The sequence below is a fragment of the Chitinophaga sp. 9-1-y genome, assembly GCF_059511905.2.
The window spans coordinates 6,281,778-6,300,346 of record NZ_CM197955.1; the positions used below are offsets into that span (position 1 = coordinate 6,281,778).

Genomic DNA, 18,569 nt, shown 5'->3' on the forward strand with positions numbered 1-18,569 from the left:
TGAGTTTTATTTTATTACCCCGATGCTGCCGGGATATCTGTTAAAATCGGCTAACCAGCTTAAAAAGCTGATTAGCCAATTAAAAAATTTATTTACCAGCCGATTTACCAGCTTTCTTACGTACCACTTCATCACTGTAGCGAACACCTTTACCTTTGTAAGGCTCTGGTTTACGCAGGCTACGGATTTTAGCAGCCACCTGACCCAGTAATTGATTATCGATACCTTCCAGCATAATCTTAGGGTTCTGACCTTTTTCAGTCAGGGTAGCTACCTTCAGTTCTTTTGGAATTTCGAAGATGATATTGTGAGAATAACCTAATGCGAGATCGAGCAACTGACCATTGTTTGCGGCTTTATAACCCACACCCACCAGTTCCAGTTGTTTTTTGAAGCCTTCAGTTACACCAGTAACCATGTTCGCCAGCAGTGCGCGGTACAGACCGTGCAGGGCTTTGTGACGAATTTGTTCAGTTGGGCGGATGATAGTCAATACGCCGTCCTTCACTTCTACCTTCATATCCCTGTCGATGTTCCTTTTCAGTTCACCTTTAGGGCCTTTTACGGTTACTTCGTTGGTAGCAGATACAGTAACTGTAACGCCGCTAGCCAATTTGATAGGACTTTTACCTATACGAGACATAACTTTAATTTAAAAGTTGTTGGATATTTATTGTACCGGTTATCCGTGTTCAGCGCCGTATAGAGAGCTTAATTGTCAGATAACTTAAGTGATTGACTGGTTGAGCAACAACCAATCAATCAATATATTAATATACGTAGCAAACTACTTCGCCACCTACGTTTTGAGCTTTTGCTTCTTTATCGGTCATTACACCTTTAGAAGTAGAGATGATCGCCACGCCTAAACCGTTCTTCACACGTCTAAACTCTTCTGGTTTAGCATACTGACGCAGACCTGGACGGCTAATGCGTTGTATTTCCTTGATAGCGGGCTCTTTGGAGATTGGATCGTATTTCAAAGCGATTTTGATAACGCCTTGTTTGTTGTCCTCTTCGAATTTGTACTTCAGGATATAACCTTTATCGTACAGAATTTCTGTAATGCGTTTTTTCAGCTTGGAAGCCGGAATTTCCACAATCCTGTGGGTGGCCATTTGCGCGTTCCGGATACGTGTCAGGAAGTCTGCTATTGGATCAGTAACCATTGTTGAAATAGTTTGATAATGTTTACAATGCGATATCCAATCGTAATAAGATGGGAATCAAATAACTTACATTCAGAGATATACGGATTTGATTATTTGTTCATGGAATAAATAACCAAATGCGTCAATCTTTTAAATTACCAGCTGGCTTTTCTAACGCCAGGGATTTTACCTGCCAGAGCCAGGTCACGGAACATGTTCCTGCAGAGACCGAAGTGACGCATGTATCCTTTAGGACGACCGGTCAGTTGGCATCTGTTTTTCAGACGAACTGGAGAAGCATTTTTTGGAAGTTGATCCAGTGCAGCGTAGTCACCGGCAGCTTTCAGGGCAGCACGCTTTTCAGCGAATTTAGCTACCATAGCTTCTCTTTTTCTTTGTCTGGCTTTTACGGATTCTTTTGCCATAATTATATTATCGTTTCGATTTACTGATTATCTTTTTTCATACCCTTGAACGGCATACCCATTTCCTTCAGGAGCTCGTAAGCTTCTTCGTTAGTGGTAGCAGTGGTAACGAAGGTGATATCCATACCGGACATTTTAGTTACCTTATCGATATCGATTTCAGGGAAGATGATTTGTTCGGTGATACCCATAGTGTAGTTACCACGACCGTCAAAAGCTTTTTCGTTAACACCTTTGAAGTCACGTACACGTGGCAGAGATACCGCGATCAAACGATCCAGGAAGTCGTACATATTAGTGCTGCGTAAAGTTACACGTGCACCGATAGGCATGTTCTTTCTCAGTTTGAAGTTAGAGATATCCTTTTTAGACATGGTAGCGATAGCTTTCTGACCAGAAATACGGGTCATTTCGTCTACTGCGATGTCTACCAGTTTCTTATCACCTACTGCACCGTTAATACCCTGGTTCAGGCAAATTTTTACCAGACGAGGAACCTGCATTACGCTTTTGTAGTTGAATTTCTTCATCAGAGCAGATTTTACCTCCTCGTGGTATTTTTTCTGCAGTCTCGGAGTATATTTTGCGTTTGCCATTATTTAATTTCCTCCCCTGATTTTTTAGCGATACGAATTAATTTCCCGTTTTCTCTCTTTCTGTTAATTTTAGTTGGTTTGCCTGTTTTAGCATCCCACAGCATTACGTTAGAGATAGCAATAGGAGCTTCCTGCTTAACAATACCACCTTTGGTATTCTGAGCAGTAGGCTTCGTGTGCTTGGTAATAATGTTAACGCCTTCTACAAGAATGCGGGCTTTGTCAGGCTGTACTTCCAGCACTTTGCGTGCTTTGGTTCTGTCCTTATCATCACCGGCAATTACCGCAACCAGGTCGCCCTTCTTAATGTTGAATTTAGGCTTAAATCTAGTTTTCATTACTTTGATTTATTTATAAACGCCAAGCGAAACAATTGTTTCGCTTGATTAATGTTTTTTCTCGTTTTGCAAACGGGCTGCAAAGATAAGAAATATTTATGAATTTTGGGATTCAGGAAATTTTTGTGAAATTTCCTGAATCCCATCATCGATAATATCTTATAATACCTCAGGAGCGAGGGAGATAATTTTCATATAACCCTTGTCTCTCAGCTCACGTGCAACCGGACCGAAAATACGGGTACCGCGAGGTTCGTCTGAGTTATTCAGCAGTACTACTGCGTTATCATCGAAACGGATGTAAGAACCGTCTTTACGACGTAATTTGTTCTTAGTTCTTACGATTACCGCTTTGGTAACCATACCTTTCTTAACACCACCGCCTGGCATTGCATCCTTAACGGTTACTACAATCTTATCGCCTACGCCAGCGTAGTCCTGACCGGAGTTACCTAACACGCGGATGCAAAGTACTTCTTTCGCACCGCTGTTGTCAGCTACACTCAGTCTTGATTCTTGTTGTATCATCGAAATGAGATTTGATATTGTTTAGTCAGCGGCTGAACCCGGGATTGCCGGATACAGCTTGAAACAAATAATGAATTATTTTACTTTAGCGATTACTTCTACCAGTCTCCAGCACTTGTTCTTGCTCAAAGGACGAGTTTCCGCGATTTTCACGGTATCGCCAATGCTGCACTCGTTTTTATCGTCGTGCGCCATGAACTTGGTAGTTTTTTTCACGAATTTACCATAGATCGGGTGCTTTACCTTACGCTCCACCTTAACGGTGATGGTTTTATCCATTTTGTTGCTGGCAACCACACCAATCCTGGTTTTTCTTAATTTTCTTTCGGTCGTCATTGTTGAAAGTATTTAACCCTCCGTGAGGAGGTCATAAATTGTTATACTAATGCTATTCAGCAGCCCCGGTGTTACCGGGACTGAAGATTTAGAAGCCCAGTTGTCTTTTACGCAGTTCGGTATTCATCCGAGCGATATCGCGTCTTACGGCGCGGATGCTCATTGGATTTTCGATTGGCGTAATTGCGTGACCAAAGGTCATTTTTTTCAAGCGGAGTTCCTCAGCAGAGATTTTCTCTTTAAGTTCTTGTTCGCTCAGGCCTTTCAGTTCCAGCTTTTCTTTTGCCATTGTATTGAGTTTGATTCGGTTAGCTGCCGGAGCAGTTTTACCGGATTTTTAGTTATTGTGTACCTGTGATTAAGCTACGTAGTCGCGGCTGGTAACAAATTTTACTTTGATGGGCAGTTTTTGTGCTGCGAGTTCCATTGCTTCTTTCGCTACCTGTAAGGAAACGCCGTCTGCTTCAAATAAAATTCTACCTGGTTTTACTACTGCTGCCCAATGGTCAGGAGCACCTTTACCTTTACCCATCCTCACTTCCAAAGGCTTAGCAGTGATAGGTTTGTCAGGGAATATGCGGATCCACACGTTACCTTCACGTTTCATGTGTCTGGTGAGCGCCACACGAGCAGCTTCAATCTGCCTGTCTGTGATCCACTTAGGTTCTAATGCTTTAAGACCGAAAGTACCAAAGGAGAGGGTAGCGCCTCTTTTAGCGTTCCCTTTGATGCGGCCTTTGTGCATCTTCCTGTGTTTCGTTCTTTTTGGCTGTAACATCGTCTATGTTGTTAATGTTAATAGTAATTGTTAATGTCTGCTCTACCGCCAGATATTATCTGCGGCCGCCGCCACGGTTTTCTCCACCGCCTCTTCTTTCGCCACCACCGCGGTTATCTCTGCGTTCACCGTGATGTTCTCTTCTTTCACCACCATGACCAGTGCCACGGTTATCGCCTTCTTTACCGGTTAAAACGTTCGGGTTAAGATCGCGTTTACCCAGTACTTCACCTTTACAGATCCATACTTTGATACCGATTTTACCGTATACGGTTAAAGCGAACAGGGAAGCGTAATCGATGTCCATACGGAAAGTATGTAATGGAGTACGGCCTTGTTTCATTTCTTCCGAGCGGGCAATTTCAGCACCACCTAAACGGCCACTGATTTTAACCTTGATACCTTCTGCACCCATTCTCAGAGCAGTAGCAATTGCCATTTTGATAGCGCGTTTGTAGTTAATACGGCTTTCAATTTGTTTAGCAATTGTTTCAGCAACGATGTTAGCATCCATTTCGGGACGACGGATTTCGAGGATGTTGATTTGAACATCTTCTTTACCTGTCAGCTTCTTCAGTTCTTCTTTGATGCGATCAACTTCGTTACCGCCTTTACCAATGATGATACCAGGCTTAGAAGTATGAACAGTGATGATTAACTTACCTAAAGTTCTTTCGATCACAACTCTTGAGATGCCACCTTTGTTGATACGGGCATTCAGATAAGTTCTGATCTTGTTATCTTCGATCAGTTTGGTAGCAAAATCTTTTTTGCTGCCATACCAATTAGAGTCCCATCCTCTGATGATACCTAACCTGTTACCAATAGGATTTGTTTTCTGACCCATGTTCTGGTTATTTGTCTATTAGTTTAAATAGTTTTGTTTCTATCTCGTTTCCGATTTGCACGAATTATTGTGCCTTACCGTCCACTACAATCGTTACGTGGTTACTTCTCTTGCGAATACGGTAACCCCTTCCTTGTGGAGCTGGACGCATTCTTTTCAGTGTGCGGCCACCATCAACAAAAACGGTTTTTACGATCAGGTTAGCATCTTCTACCCTAGCACCTTCGTTTTTAACTTTCCAGTTAGCGATAGCAGATACCAGCAGTTTCTCTAAAGGTACGCTTGGGTGTTTCGGATGGAATTTCAAAATATTCAAAGCCTTTTCTACATCCAGACCACGGATTAAGTCTGCCAGCAAACGCATTTTGCGGGGAGATGTAGGATTATTATTCAGCTTAGCTACTGCTTCCATTGTAATTAATTTCTTTTATTATTAAGTGTCTGACGCCTGATGTTTGATGTTGCAGGTTTGAAACCAATACTTCAAACCTCAAACCTCAGACTATAATTTACATTTTCTTGTTAACGTGTCCTCTGAAGTTACGTGTAGGAGCAAATTCGCCCAGTTTATGACCAACCATGAATTCTGTTACATAAACAGGAATAAATTTGTTGCCATTGTGAACTGCGAAAGTGTGACCAACGAAATCAGGAGTGATAGTAGAACGACGGCTCCAGGTCTTGATAACAGAACGCTTGGTACCGGTATTCATCTTCTCAACTTTTGTTTCTAATTTCAGGTCTACGTAAGGACCTTTTTTTATGGAACGAGCCATGTCTTACTGATTTATGATTTTTCAAACCCGGGATCCGATATTGCTACCGGAGCCCGAATTCCGAAATATTATAATTTTTTACCGTTTTTTCTGCTAATGATCAGCTTATCAGAACTCTTATGCGGTTTTCTGGTTTTCAGACCTTTCGCATATTTACCAGTTCTTGATCTTGGATGGCCTCCGGAAGATTTACCTTCACCACCACCCATTGGGTGATCCACAGGGTTCATAGCCACACCACGGTTGCGGGGGCGGATACCTCTCCAACGGTTAGCACCTGCTTTACCGATGGATTGCAGTGCGTGGTCGGAGTTAGAAACAGTACCTACAGTAGCTTTACAAGTATTTAATACTTTGCGGAGCTCACCAGAAGGCATTTTCAGTACGGCATACTTTTCTTCCTTGTTGGATAACTGTGCATAAGCGCCGGCGCTTCTTGCGATCGCACCACCTTTACCAGGTTGCAGCTCGATGTTGTGCACAACAGTACCCAGTGGCATGTTTTTCAATGGTAAAGCGTTACCTACTTCAGGTGCTACGTCTGCACCGCTGATCACAGTACCGCCAACTTGCAGGCCCTGTGGAGCGATGATGTAACGTTTTTCACCATCTGTATAGCTTACCAGTGCGATGAATGCACTACGGTTAGGATCGTACTCGATCGTTTTAACTGTAGCAGGTACATTCTCTTTATCACGCTTGAAATCAATTACACGGTATTGTTTCTTGTGACCACCACCTATGTAACGCATGGACATTCTTCCTTGCGCATTTCTACCGCCGGTTCTTTTGATTGGTTCCAGCAGGCTTTTCTCAGGGGTATCCGATGTCAGCTCAGCGTAAGCGTTGCCTATTTTCCAGCGGGTACCGGCCGTCATTGGTTTGAACTTCTTCAGTGCCATTACTTCCTAAAAAGTTAAATGTTAATTAATATAAAAGTGATCTGCATATACATCCACATCCCGGCTGTTCAGGCCGGAACGGCACTACATGTTAGCATACAGATCTATAGTTTCACCAGCTGCAATGGTAATGATCGCCTTTTTGTAAGACGGTTTTTTACCTGCGATGAAACCGGCTTTAGTAAAGCGGAATTTAGCTTTACCTGGCATTACAGCAGTATTTACATCTGCTACGGTTACGCCGTAAAATTCTTCTACTGCTTTTTTGATCTCCAGTTTGTTGGCTTTTTTGTCAACGATGAAGTAGTAGCGGTTGAATTTTTCGGTTGCTTTGTTAACCTTTTCGGATACCACCGGTTTGATTAAAACGTCAGAAAGTTTCATTTTCTTTATAGCTTTTAGCTATTAGCTCTCAGCTCTTAGCTTGTTTTGTTAATTGTTTTGAGATCCTTAGGCTTCAGCAGGCTCTTCAGTGAAGATCTTAGCTGCGCTTTCTGTGAACACGATATAGTTGCTGTTCATGATGTCGTAAGTGTTTACGTCGCTCAGAACGGTACCGTCTACAGTAGGGATGTTTCTCAAAGACAGATAAACATTGTCATTGTATTCAGGCGTGATAAACATAGTTTTTCTACCTGCTACATTGATGTTCAGATTCTTCAGGAAACCAACGAATTGCTTAGTTTTAGGCGCTTCGAGTTGCAGATCTTCAACGATGATGATGCTGTTCTCTTTAGCTTTCACTGACAGGGCGGAGATCTTAGCGAGATCTTTCACTTTTCTGTTCAGTTTGAAACCCCAACCATGCGGTTTTGGTCCAAAGATGGTACCACCACCTTTATACAATGGGTTACGGATGTTACCTTTACGGGCACCACCAGTACCTTTTTGTTTGTGCAGTTTACGGGAAGCACCTTTCACTTCAGCTCTGGTTTTTACCTTGTGGGTACCCTGACGCTGAGCAGCGAGGTATTGTTTAACAGCCAGGTAAATTACGTGGTTGTTAGGCTCAACACCAAAGATCTCCTCAGGAAGATCAATAGACCTTCCGGTTTTCTTACCTTGTATATTTAAAATATCGATTTGCATGTTACTTCTGGATTAAAACGATTGAACCAATGTGGCCGGGAACGGAACCACTTACCAGGATATAATTCTTTTCAGGGAATATTTTCACGATCTTCAGACCTTTCACTTTCACTCTTTCATTACCTGTCTGGCCGGCCATACGCATACCCTTGAAAACGCGGGAAGGATAGGAGGATCCACCAACAGAACCAGGAGCTCTGCTTCTATCGTGCTGACCGTGGGTAGCTTCACCCACACCACTGAATCCGTGGCGTTTTACAACACCCTGGAAACCTTTACCTTTGGAAGTGCCTACAACGTCAATTGTTTCACCTTCTGCGAAGATTTCGCAGGTGATAGATTCACCGAGGGCTTTCTGTACATCCGGGTTGCGGAGTTCTTTTACGAAACGTTTGGGAGAGGTGCTTGCTTTCGCGAAGTGACTGCTTTCTGCTTTTGTGGTGTGCTTTTCTTTCTTTTCACCGAAAGAAACCTGAATTGCATTGTAACCATCTGTTTCCAGGGTTTTTACCTGAGTTACAACGTTGGGACCCGCTTCGATAATGGTAACAGCAGTTTGCTTACCATTAGCTTCGAAGATACTGGTCATACCAATCTTTTTGCCAATAATACCTTTCATTTTTTATATGATTTTACCCAGCGCCTGGGGGATTTCGTGCTATCCCCAGGATGGGCGGTTTAAATACATTTATTGGGTGGTTGCCCAGAAGGCGCAACCTATGTTTGTTGTTAAAATTGTTATCTTGTTGGAAACCAACAAGATAACCATAAATCAATAAAAGGCCGGCCTTTCGCCCGCCTTGCTGTTGTCCTATGCTTTAATTTCAACTTCTACCCCAGATGGCAGATCGAGCTTGCTCAGCGCGTCTACAGTTCTGGAAGAAGACGTGTAAATATCCAGTAAACGTTTGTGTGTACACAGTTGGAACTGCTCGCGCGCTTTCTTATTTACGTGCGGAGAACGTAATACTGTAAATATTTTCTTCTCGGTAGGTAAAGGAATTGGACCTGTTACCACGGCACCCGTGTTACGCACGGTTTTAACGATCTTCTCAGCAGACTTGTCTACCAGGTTATGATCGTAGGACTTCAGCTTGATTCTTATTCTCTGAGACATATGCAATGAACTTCTTCTAGTTTTTTCCCAATACAATTTGGGAGGGCAAAGGTAACCCGTTTTTTCTATTTGGCAAATAAATCTCAGGAAAAAATAAAAGTTCCGGGGCAAAAGGCCAGCTCCGGCAGCAGTTGGAAGAGGAGGAAAACAAAATTATTGGGCATTAAGGCTTCAGAAAACATTCATTGTGTGTGTGTTAAGCCTTAAGGTAACTTCACATGCTCGTTTTGACAAATATAGGAAAACAAATTTCAAAACCAAAAAAAGGTGGATTTCTTTATATTTTTTTCGGGAGAAGTGATAAAATCAGCCATTAAAATGTGAAAAATCCCGCCCAGAGGGCCTCTATCACCTTACACAACCACCGAAAGCTGGCTAATAGGCCACCAAAGGGGTGCGTTCCTGACATAAACCAACATATAGTCCCCTCCCGGCACATGGGATGGTCCGATGGAACAATCCTGCTTTACCATTCTCCCCGAAGGATCTAACAACCCGGCAATGCTGCCGCTATTATATAACACCGCTTAGTAAAAGATCCGGACGCTCCATTATCATAAAAACCAGAAATATACCGGCAGGATTGCCAACTTAATACATACGCTTCACCTCCTTTCAACACAAAGGGTTGCCCCTGCTTTCCAGGAACAACCCTTTGTCGAATAATTAAAGTGATTTGGGTACGTCTAGTTTGTTGGCTACCCGATTAAAGCGGTAAGCCACCACCTAAACCACCCAGTAATGATCTTACTAATCCTAAGATTAATGCCAGCAGTTGATTCAGTAAATCCATGGGAAAAGGTTTTTATAAGATACTGCCTACTCTATTGTCTGGTTTTCGGCGTTCCCAGTTGTTATTCAGTTAACAGGACTAAAATTAAAAGCAATCATTCAAAATGTAATCGTTCATTTTGTTCATTTATATAACAATGATGCATTGTTGTTCATTCAGCTACCAGTAAGATTTAGCAAGGATAATCACCTCAAAAAAATAGAGGCTGTTCATTGGGTGAACAGCCTCTGGATGATGATGTACGTAAGGGAAATAGCATAACTTAAATACGGAATCCCTTACCGGAAGGGTATCTGATTACAGACCACCCAGCAGAGATTTCAGCAGTGCAACGATGGTTGCCAGCAGTTGAGACAGTAAAGCCATAAGATAGTTTTTACTACGGGTGATACCTACTCTTTTGATTTGGTTTTCGGCAATCCCAGGTACACTCTCTTTTTAAGTGTTCGCCGAAATTAAAGTCTATTCACAGAAAATCCTTCGTTCATTTTATTCAGTTCGGATTCCTAAAACAATTCTGTTCAATCCGCCACCATAGCCATAATAAAACAGAAAATCTAACTCTAAATGAAGAAAGCTTCTGCTATAAGGCAGAAGCTTTCTTCATTTAGAGTTAGATTGGAAAATACGCTAAAAAATAGGCGAATGATTTCCTGTACTACCTTAACACTAGCGGAACGCTACTGTCAGGCCAGTTGCTTGTGCTAACAACATCATTAGATACCGCCAAGGGCCGATAGCAGCAATGCCAGCAGACCTTGGAGAAATGTGTTCAACGCATTAAGGACCATAAGTAGGTTATTTTCTTTTATGCCTACTCTTTTGTATGGTTTTCGGCAATCCCATCAGGAGAATATCCTTGCGTTGCGATGCTGCAAATTACAGTGCGCCTATTACAGTTTGCCAAAACTTAAGCACTGCCATGAGAATAGTGTTTATCATATGGAGGTATTTATGGACGTAACGCCTACTCTATTTCGGGTTTTCAGCATTCCCCGCTCCTGCACCATTGCAGAGAGCGTACTAAAATAACTGGTTCCCATTAAAAATCCTCCATTCACTTAATTCATTCTGGCACATACTGTTCATTTTGTTCATCGCCCACTCCTGTTAGGACTGCTAATAAAAAAGGTTACGGTGAACGTCAATGTCGCCGTAACCTCAAATATGTTATACAGGCAAATTATTTTCCGCCTCTTTCTTCTTTATAAATAGCTTTTGCTTTGGCAGAAGGCAAATAAATCTGGAAACCTACACCCAGACTAAGACGGTTAGCAGTAGTAGAGTTACCACCACCTACAGTAAGATCATACTTGAATAATCCTTCCAAACCGATGTTTGGGGTAATAAAATAAGAAATACCAGGTCCGATACCTACGTTAAACCCATTGGTAGACGCACCACTGGCAGGATTCTGACCAGCAAAACCGGCATTTGCTTCCACGAAAAAGCGGGTTCTCTTCGAAAATTCGAGTTTTCTTACATTTTTATCTTCCACAAAATAACGGGCAAAGGCACCTACCCCATAATTGGTGTTAGAAGCCCTGGTATCCGTTGTTTTATTCTTAGTGGTATTTGCACCAAAGTCAACATAACCGCCAATGGCCAGCCCATCCTTAATAAACCAACCTACTTTGGGGGAAAGGTTGAAGCTGAAGGCAGTACTTTCTTTTTGGAAGGTAACACTGAGGTTGGTGAGATCAGCTCCCACCATAATATTTCCTTTCTGAATCTGGGCATTAGCAGCGGAACCAAACAATACAGCTGAAAGTGCAAGGGTCAAGAGACGAATTCTTTTCATAGTCTGATTTTTTGTTTTAACAATTAACGTGTTGAATGAATAAGAAAAATTCCAGGCAAACGCATCCATTTGCATAAAAGCTGTCAATAGTCAGCCATCAAAAAAACATAAAAGGCAGGGGGATAATGGGGGTAGTTCTCGACATCGTTCAACAAACACACATGACAACAGATTTGATCTGTTATTACAAAACTACTGAAAATGAATATACTAAGTGCTTGTTCTTTAAAAAAAATGTTATCGTACAGTTCGGAAATTCTCTGAACATGAACACTTATCCTTATTCATTATTACTATAACATTTATAACTTAAATGTTGTTGCATAAAAAAACATCTTTCGCTACCGGGCCATCGGTAGCGAAAGATGTTCGTTATAAAGTCAGTACTAGCGTGATTTTAGCAGGTCAGCATGTGTACAGAAAGTTCCCTGTTGCTGTAAAAAACTTAGGAATCCATCCATTTTACGCTGCATTTTTTCCCCGGAAACACGCCTGATATAACCAGGCAACGTATATGCATTAATATCCATAAGTTCCCAGGGATGGAAGTAAAAAGACAGGTAATTATCTTTCTTTAATACCCTTTTACTAAAATGGCGGGTTACCCATAAGGGCATATTTTTAATGCTCAACCAGAATATGGGATACCTGATAAGCGGGGATACAGAAGATGGGATAATCCATGTATCATTTTCCTTAAAAACAGTTCTCGGCAGATGCCAGTTATTATATCGCCCTGGCAGCCAGGTAGGATTTACAGAGGCATCATACACATATCCTGCGGCTTTTAACGCCTCCATGTTTACTTTACGTAAACGAGGCATGCGGAAACCTTGTATCTGTTGACCGCTGATTTCCTGCAGGGCTAACCTGGACCCTTCCAGGTCTGCTTCTGAGAATGAGCTATGATAATATGCGTGGGAGGCGATTTCGTGTTTGGCAGCCATTTGCCTGATTAACTCAGGATAATGCTGCGCCCAGTAAGCGGTCACGAAGAAGGTGGCGCGTACGTTATATTTATCGAATAATGCCAGGGTAGCCTGTAATCCACTCCTGGAAACTTCCAGCTTCTCCTGTAATGATACCTGCTGACCAAATTCCTCCGGGATATCAAATTCCTCCACGTCAACACTGATCAATATCCTGTTCGTTTGTTTCATAAAAATCTAAGCGGCTTTAGAGCCCAGGACAATCCGGCAATAGTTCACTAATTCTTTCATTAAAAGCTTCATACGGAAAGAAGAGAACTGAATACCGGGGCGGCAAGATACTGCAATGGCACCAATTTTAATGTGTGGGCGTTTGCCGGCATGGTACAAAAATTCGCTATCATACAGGAAACCATCAACGCGGGTTTTTAGCAGTATGTTTCTGCCATAGGCGTTAAAGCCTTTGAGTCCTGCCTGTGCATCTTCCACTTTCAGATCAAGCACTATTCTATTCAAGGCCCGGCTGATACGGGTAATGACGCGTCGCTTGCGGGGTAATTCCTGTAGATAGGCGGCACCTCTTTCTCCTGCCACTACGTCGAGCCCCTGAACGAGGCGGTCGTAGGTTTCCTTCACGGCCTGTATACCAAATGGGAAATCCAGGTCTGTATATACCTGGTAAGCATGCTGGGAGCGTTTTACGCCTTCTCTTACCGCGTATCCTTTACCGCGGTTACGGGTATAGCTAACAATAATAATATCGGGAATGGCTGCCTCGAGCCAGGCAATATGTTGCGCTGTGAAATTCCGCACCGATCCGTCGTTCACCAGAATCAACTGAACAGGCACTTTTCCCATGATAGTGGTTACTTCGTGGTAATGCCTGATAAGTGATTCCACCCAGGGACCCGAGGGGTTCCAGCAGGGCAGAATCAAGTCAAGGCCGGAAGTAAGCTTGATCATTTCTCCCGATGTAGAAACCACAGTTGTAGGAGGTGCTTGCAATAACTCTATGGACATAATTTCAAGACTGTCTAAAAAATATAGGTGAAGTGGATTACATTCTATAATTAGACGTCTGAAACAAGGTTTCCCTCTATGGTGGGAAAAAAAATAAAAAGGTCCTGTAGAACAGGACCCTGGCAGTTAGCAAAAAGTAAATTTCAGTTGTAGGTTATTACACCGAAAATATCGAATATTCTTTTCATGGCAATAGCATGTTCATGTCAGTTGACCATAAAAGCAGAAAGGTTGTTCCGCTTGCGCAGAACAACCTTTCCGGTATAAAGAGTTGTGATTAAGCGTTTACTTTGCCTTTCACTTTAGCAATCACCTCTTCAGCTACGTTGTTTGGAGCTGGAGCATAGTGAGAGAACTCCATGATGGAGCTTGCGCGACCAGAAGACAGGGAACGCAGCTGAGTTACGTAACCGAACATTTCGCTCAGTGGCACTTTAGCTTTGATTACCTGAACACCGTTTTTGGAGTCCATACCTTCCAGCATACCACGACGACGGTTCAGGTCACCTGTAACATCACCCATGTATTGGTCTGGAGTTTGAACTTCCACTTTCATGATTGGCTCCAGCAATACTGGTTTAGCTTTGCGGGCAGCTTCACGGAAAGCTTGTTTAGCGCACAATTCGAATGACATGGCGTCGGAATCCACCTGGTGGTAAGAACCATCAAACAAACGGATTCTTAAGCTGGTCAGCGGGAAGTTAGCGAGAACACCCTGGTTGAGAGATTGTTCGAAGCCTTTCTGTACAGCAGGGATGAACTCTTTAGGGATAGCACCACCAAAGATGTCATTGATGAACTGTAAGGATTTGCCTTCGTTTTCTTTCAGCCATTCTGCATCAGCAGGTCCGATTTCAACCTGGATATCAGCAAATTTACCACGACCACCGGTTTGTTTCTTGAATACCTCACGGTGTTCAATTTTGGTAGTCAGGGCTTCTTTGTAAGCAACTTGCGGAGCACCCTGGTTAACTTCTACCTTGAACTCGCGACGCATACGGTCAACGATGATTTCCAGGTGAAGCTCACCCATACCGCTCAGTACGGTTTGGCCGGTTTCTTCGTCAGTTTTCGCTTTCAGGGTAGGATCTTCTTCTACCAGTTTAGCGAGTGCCATACCCATTTTATCAACGTCTGCCTGAGTTTTAGGCTCGATAGCGATGCTGATAACTGGTTCTGGGAAGGTCATTGATTCCAGGATAATAGGTGATTTTTCATCACACAGGGTATCACCGGTTTTGATATCTTTAAAACCAACAGCAGCACCGATATCACCAGCTTCGATGAAGTCGATCGGGTTCTGCTTGTTAGCGTGCATCTGCATGATACGGCTGATACGCTCGTTTTTGCCGGTACGGGTGTTCAGTACATAAGAACCTGCATCCAGGTGACCGGAATAAACCCGGAAGAACGCCAGACGACCTACGAAAGGATCGGTTGCAATTTTGAACGCCAGTGCAGCCAGTGGTTCTTTCGCATCTGGTTTACGCTCGATTTCTTCGCCGCTGTCCGGATCAGTACCTTTTACTGCTTCCACGTCCATTGGAGAAGGCAGGTAGCGGCAAACCGCATCCAGCATCTTCTGTACACCTTTGTTTTTGAAAGAGGAACCGCACATCATAGGGATGATAGCGATATCGATAGTAGCTTTACGGATTGCTTCGTGGATTTCTGCTTCGGAGATAGAGTTAGGATCTTCGAAGAATTTTTCCATCAGGGTGTCATCGTATTCAGCAACTGCTTCTACGAGTTTAGCTCTCCACTCTTCTGCTTCTGCCACCATATCTTCCGGAATAGGAATTTCCTGGTAGGTAGCACCTTTACCTTCTTCGTCCCAGATAATACCTTTCATGGTAATCAGGTCAACTACACCTTTGAAGGAATCTTCAGCGCCGATTGGCAGGGTTAAAGGAACGGGGTTAGCACCCAGCATTTCTTTTACCTGTTTTACCACGTTCAGGAAGTCAGCTCCGGAACGATCCATTTTATTAACGAAACCGATACGGGGTACACGATAGCGGTTAGCCTGACGCCAAACGGTTTCAGACTGAGGTTCAACACCAGATACAGCGCAGAACAATGCCACCAGACCATCCAGTACACGCAGGGAACGTTCTACCTCTACGGTAAAGTCCACGTGACCTGGGGTATCGATGATATTGAATTTATATTGTTTGGTATCAGGTAAGGCTTTACCTTGTAAGGTTGGAAAATTCCAGAAACAAGTGGTTGCCGCAGATGTGATGGTAATACCTCTTTCCTGCTCCTGTGCCATCCAGTCCATTGTAGCAGCACCCTCGTGCACCTCTCCAATTTTGTGGGATTTACCTGTATAATACAGGATACGTTCTGTGGTAGTGGTTTTACCCGCATCAATGTGCGCCGCAATACCAAAGTTCCTTTGAAATTTTAAGTCTGCCATAATATTAAAGTGACTAAATAATGCAATTTGGGGGGCAAAGGTAACTTATTTTTGACAATAAATAAAATGACCTTCTTTTCCAAATTGTTATTTCTTTTTAACAAGCTCGGGCGTTCCATCACATTAAAATTGTGTATTATAAGTAGAAGCGCGAAAACCAGTTTTTAGACGGTATCAACCATTTTTTTATCAAATTCCACCAAAAGTTAAATGACAGTTTCCCGGTTGTTGCATTTCCACCAATTTTGCGTTGAATTGTTATTGGTGATAATCCCCCAAAGGATCTAAGTAGTTATAGAGAAACGAGCACAATATTTTTTGATTTCCCTAAAACGCACATGTATTTATATGTATGAAAAACTGTACACTTTCCCCTGTTCTGCAGGTGACATTTTATTTATTTCAAGGCAATAGCAGATCTGATGTAGCGCGATAGCCTTATTTCTGTATTTATTTACTATCAACCTTTCTATATGAGAACATTTGTACTCAGTAGCACCTGTGCACTGTTGTTGCTGCACTGTGTCTGTATATCATCCAAAGCCCAGGTAATCCTTAACCGACAAGTAGTTGCCGTTAGCGGCGGCCAGGGAGTAGTTCAGAATATCCACATTCAGTATACGGTGGGCGAAGCAATTGTACTCCCCATTACCAACGGGAAAACGCTGCTTACCCAGGGATTCCAGCAACCTGAAGAACTTCCCAAACTACCTCCCACTTCAACCCCGGTAAAAAATTACATTCTATTCCCCAACCCTGCGGTTACCAATACCAAAATCCAGTTTGATCTGCTGACTAACGCCAGTATTACAATAGAGGTAATTAATCCGGCTGGTCAAAATGTTTACCACCAGTTTATACAACTGGGCGTCGGCCGGAACCTGGTGGTGTTGCCTGTTAATCACTTCGCAGCAGGCATCTACACGGTAATGCTGACAGTAAACGGGAATGTATTTTTTGAAAAACTTATTGTGCAGTAATACGTTACCTGCCACCCTGATCACACTTAATTGATAACACATGAAACACGGTTATACCCTCCTCTTTCTTGCCGGCGTTTTGGCTACCAGTGGCCAGTTATCCGCACAAAAGGGCAACCAAAAGCCACCTAACATTGGCGCCAGCTTCCTGCTGGTTAATCCTGACGCGCGGAGCAGCGGCACCGGAGATGCCACCACCGGGCTTACGCCCGACGCCAATTCCCTTTTTTCCAATGCCGCCAAAATAGTATTTGCCGGCGACTGGGGCGTCAGTGCCAATTACTCGCCCTGGATGTGGGAGCTGAACAACAATAAATCCAATATGGCTTATGTAGCCGCCTATAAGAACTGGAATCAATCTGAAGGACTGGGCGTTTCCCTAAAATACTTCAATTATGGCTCCGTTACTTTCAGAGACGACAATGGCACTGTATTACAGGACTATAGCCCTAAAGAGTTTGCAATAGATGGCGCTTACTCCCGAAAAATGGGTAAACATATGTCGCTCGCATTAAGTGTGAGATATGTCCGCAGTCAACTGGGACAAGGATCCTACAACAGCCTGCAACAAAAACCCGCATCCGCTGTAGCCGGGGATATCAGCTATTATTATCAGAACACTAAAGACCTCCTGGATTTTGGCAACCGGTACTGTTTTGGTGTGAGTATTACCAACATCGGCACCAAGTTGCAATACACCGATGATAATACGAGAAAGAGTTTCCTGCCTATGAGTCTGCGTATCGGTGGCGGCTATACGTTTGTACACACCGCCGACCATGAATTCACGCTTTCCCTGGACATCAACAAATTGCTGGTGCCTACCCCTCCTATCTATGCGCTGGACTCCAACGGCATAGAAACCAGCCAGATTTTAAAAGGTAAAGATCCCAACCGCGGTGTAACAGAAGCGATATTTTCCTCGTTTGGCGATGCCCCCGGCGGATTTGGCGAGGAGCTGAGAGAATTTACCATTGGCTCCGGTATTGAATATGCTTACCGACAGGTGTTTTTTGTACGGGCCGGATACTTTTATGAACATCCCAATAAAGGCTACCGGCAACACTTCTCTGCTGGTATGGGCGTAAGGGTGTCTAACCTGGCATTGGATATCGCTTACCAGTTGCCTACCGGTGAAAGCCTGGTCCAGAAAAGAACGCTAAAGTTTTCACTCGTCTACAATATTGGTGGAACGCGGGATGAAACGGTTCAACCTTAACGCCTTTCCACCAAACTATAACAGCGCATCTTTTATTCATGAATCTATAATTCTCGATCATATGAAATCACTGCTCCTTATTACATTTCTTCTTGCTACAGGTATGTTTTCCTTTACTACTGCACAAGTTCCTCCCCAGCCCAGGAATGAGGCCAATGAGGGTGTTAGCCTGCAAAAGCTCCTTTTCCCGGATATGCAGCAGGATCTGGCAAAATTAAAAGCCAGAGAAGCCATACGTCAACCAGATAAAGTGGTTATATCGACATCATTCGAAAGCCATACGTTCACCAATTATAAACCACCGGTAGTTCGCAATAATGCAACGGCCCGTTCCCTGAAAGCAGCGCCCAAAGCATCTCTGCCTTCTGATATATCTTCTACGGAGGCTGATAATAAACGAAAAGCTGCACAGAGTGCACATCCGGTCAAGCCAGTTGAAATTCCCAGCCAGGGTACTGAACCCACTTACACCCCGGTAAAGAACATAAAGAAAAAGAGCTAAAGCCCGCTAAACAATTAAAA

General features: G+C 43.2%; 24 protein-coding genes. 3 read left to right on the forward strand and 21 right to left on the reverse strand.

The window, feature by feature from the left end; translation table 11 throughout:
• Positions 1-88: 88 nt before the first annotated feature.
• The 21 genes from rplF to fusA all read right to left on the reverse strand — a co-directional run bounded on the left by rplF (position 89) and on the right by fusA (position 15,848).
• Positions 89-643, reverse strand: coding sequence for a 50S ribosomal protein L6 (gene rplF / locus AC5ZC7_RS24845; RefSeq protein ID WP_496158355.1), 555 nt, complete (start codon positions 641-643; stop codon positions 89-91).
• A gap of 127 nt (positions 644-770) precedes the next feature.
• The gene (gene rpsH, locus AC5ZC7_RS24850) at positions 771-1,169 is read right to left on the reverse strand and encodes a 30S ribosomal protein S8 (RefSeq protein ID WP_477075779.1); all 399 of its coding nucleotides are present in this window, start codon (positions 1,167-1,169) and stop codon (positions 771-773) included.
• Between the two features lie 137 nt (positions 1,170-1,306).
• The gene (gene rpsN / locus AC5ZC7_RS24855) at positions 1,307-1,576 is read right to left on the reverse strand and encodes a 30S ribosomal protein S14 (RefSeq protein ID WP_142685981.1); all 270 of its coding nucleotides are present in this window, start codon (positions 1,574-1,576) and stop codon (positions 1,307-1,309) included.
• A 20-nt stretch (positions 1,577-1,596) separates the two neighbouring features.
• Positions 1,597-2,106, reverse strand: coding sequence for a 50S ribosomal protein L5 (gene rplE / locus AC5ZC7_RS24860; RefSeq protein ID WP_511911275.1), 510 nt, complete (start codon positions 2,104-2,106; stop codon positions 1,597-1,599).
• Between the two features lie 65 nt (positions 2,107-2,171).
• Positions 2,172-2,510 carry a 50S ribosomal protein L24 gene (gene rplX / locus AC5ZC7_RS24865; RefSeq protein WP_291917691.1) on the reverse strand — a complete coding sequence of 113 codons (339 nt, stop codon included), beginning with the start codon at positions 2,508-2,510 and terminating at the stop codon, positions 2,172-2,174.
• Between the two features lie 159 nt (positions 2,511-2,669).
• Entirely contained in the window at positions 2,670-3,038 is a 369-nt protein-coding gene (rplN, locus tag AC5ZC7_RS24870) for a 50S ribosomal protein L14 (protein ID WP_079470765.1), read from the reverse strand.
• Between the two features lie 75 nt (positions 3,039-3,113).
• Complete coding sequence (gene rpsQ / locus AC5ZC7_RS24875) at positions 3,114-3,374, reverse strand: 30S ribosomal protein S17 (RefSeq protein WP_079470766.1); 261 nt, start codon at positions 3,372-3,374, stop codon at positions 3,114-3,116.
• 88 nt (positions 3,375-3,462) lie between these two features.
• Complete coding sequence (rpmC, locus tag AC5ZC7_RS24880; protein WP_496158353.1) at positions 3,463-3,663, reverse strand: 50S ribosomal protein L29; 201 nt, start codon at positions 3,661-3,663, stop codon at positions 3,463-3,465.
• A 69-nt stretch (positions 3,664-3,732) separates the two neighbouring features.
• Positions 3,733-4,119, reverse strand: a complete 387-nt coding sequence (rplP, locus tag AC5ZC7_RS24885; protein WP_511911276.1) for a 50S ribosomal protein L16 — start codon at positions 4,117-4,119, stop codon at positions 3,733-3,735.
• A gap of 88 nt (positions 4,120-4,207) precedes the next feature.
• Positions 4,208-4,999: a 30S ribosomal protein S3 gene (gene rpsC / locus AC5ZC7_RS24890; protein WP_366838294.1), complete on the reverse strand. Its 792-nt coding sequence runs from the start codon at positions 4,997-4,999 to the stop codon at positions 4,208-4,210.
• 64 nt (positions 5,000-5,063) lie between these two features.
• A complete protein-coding gene (gene rplV / locus AC5ZC7_RS24895; RefSeq protein ID WP_106527845.1) occupies positions 5,064-5,411 on the reverse strand; it encodes a 50S ribosomal protein L22 in 348 nt (115 codons plus the stop codon).
• Between the two features lie 97 nt (positions 5,412-5,508).
• Complete coding sequence (gene rpsS / locus AC5ZC7_RS24900) at positions 5,509-5,775, reverse strand: 30S ribosomal protein S19 (protein WP_079470771.1); 267 nt, start codon at positions 5,773-5,775, stop codon at positions 5,509-5,511.
• A gap of 68 nt (positions 5,776-5,843) precedes the next feature.
• Complete coding sequence (rplB, locus tag AC5ZC7_RS24905; protein ID WP_496158352.1) at positions 5,844-6,677, reverse strand: 50S ribosomal protein L2; 834 nt, start codon at positions 6,675-6,677, stop codon at positions 5,844-5,846.
• A gap of 84 nt (positions 6,678-6,761) precedes the next feature.
• Positions 6,762-7,061 (reverse strand): 50S ribosomal protein L23, encoded by a 300-nt coding sequence (gene rplW / locus AC5ZC7_RS24910; protein WP_291917710.1) that lies wholly within the window; start codon positions 7,059-7,061, stop codon positions 6,762-6,764.
• A gap of 66 nt (positions 7,062-7,127) precedes the next feature.
• Positions 7,128-7,766, reverse strand: coding sequence for a 50S ribosomal protein L4 (gene rplD, locus AC5ZC7_RS24915; protein WP_496158351.1), 639 nt, complete (start codon positions 7,764-7,766; stop codon positions 7,128-7,130).
• 1 nt (position 7,767) lies between these two features.
• The gene (gene rplC, locus AC5ZC7_RS24920) at positions 7,768-8,385 is read right to left on the reverse strand and encodes a 50S ribosomal protein L3 (RefSeq protein WP_496158350.1); all 618 of its coding nucleotides are present in this window, start codon (positions 8,383-8,385) and stop codon (positions 7,768-7,770) included.
• A 192-nt stretch (positions 8,386-8,577) separates the two neighbouring features.
• Complete coding sequence (gene rpsJ, locus AC5ZC7_RS24925; protein ID WP_012789286.1) at positions 8,578-8,883, reverse strand: 30S ribosomal protein S10; 306 nt, start codon at positions 8,881-8,883, stop codon at positions 8,578-8,580.
• 1,976 nt (positions 8,884-10,859) lie between these two features.
• A complete protein-coding gene (locus AC5ZC7_RS24930) occupies positions 10,860-11,477 on the reverse strand; it encodes an outer membrane beta-barrel protein (protein ID WP_496158349.1) in 618 nt (205 codons plus the stop codon).
• A gap of 386 nt (positions 11,478-11,863) precedes the next feature.
• Positions 11,864-12,637 (reverse strand): polysaccharide deacetylase family protein, encoded by a 774-nt coding sequence (locus AC5ZC7_RS24935; protein ID WP_496158348.1) that lies wholly within the window; start codon positions 12,635-12,637, stop codon positions 11,864-11,866.
• 6 nt (positions 12,638-12,643) lie between these two features.
• The gene (locus AC5ZC7_RS24940; RefSeq protein WP_496158347.1) at positions 12,644-13,369 is read right to left on the reverse strand and encodes a glycosyltransferase; all 726 of its coding nucleotides are present in this window, start codon (positions 13,367-13,369) and stop codon (positions 12,644-12,646) included.
• A gap of 334 nt (positions 13,370-13,703) precedes the next feature.
• Complete coding sequence (gene fusA, locus AC5ZC7_RS24945) at positions 13,704-15,848, reverse strand: elongation factor G (protein WP_496158346.1); 2,145 nt, start codon at positions 15,846-15,848, stop codon at positions 13,704-13,706.
• Positions 15,849-16,321: 473 nt separating this feature from the next.
• On the opposite strand from fusA, the gene AC5ZC7_RS24950 reads away from it, so the two are divergent.
• The 3 genes from AC5ZC7_RS24950 (at position 16,322) to AC5ZC7_RS24960 (ending at position 18,549) form a co-directional block, all read left to right on the forward strand.
• Complete coding sequence (locus tag AC5ZC7_RS24950; RefSeq protein ID WP_496158345.1) at positions 16,322-16,828, forward strand: T9SS type A sorting domain-containing protein; 507 nt, start codon at positions 16,322-16,324, stop codon at positions 16,826-16,828.
• 40 nt (positions 16,829-16,868) lie between these two features.
• Positions 16,869-18,047 (forward strand): type IX secretion system outer membrane channel protein PorV, encoded by a 1,179-nt coding sequence (gene porV, locus AC5ZC7_RS24955; protein WP_496158344.1) that lies wholly within the window; start codon positions 16,869-16,871, stop codon positions 18,045-18,047.
• 61 nt (positions 18,048-18,108) lie between these two features.
• Complete coding sequence (locus AC5ZC7_RS24960; RefSeq protein WP_496158343.1) at positions 18,109-18,549, forward strand: hypothetical protein; 441 nt, start codon at positions 18,109-18,111, stop codon at positions 18,547-18,549.
• The last annotated feature ends 20 nt before the right edge of the window (positions 18,550-18,569 follow it).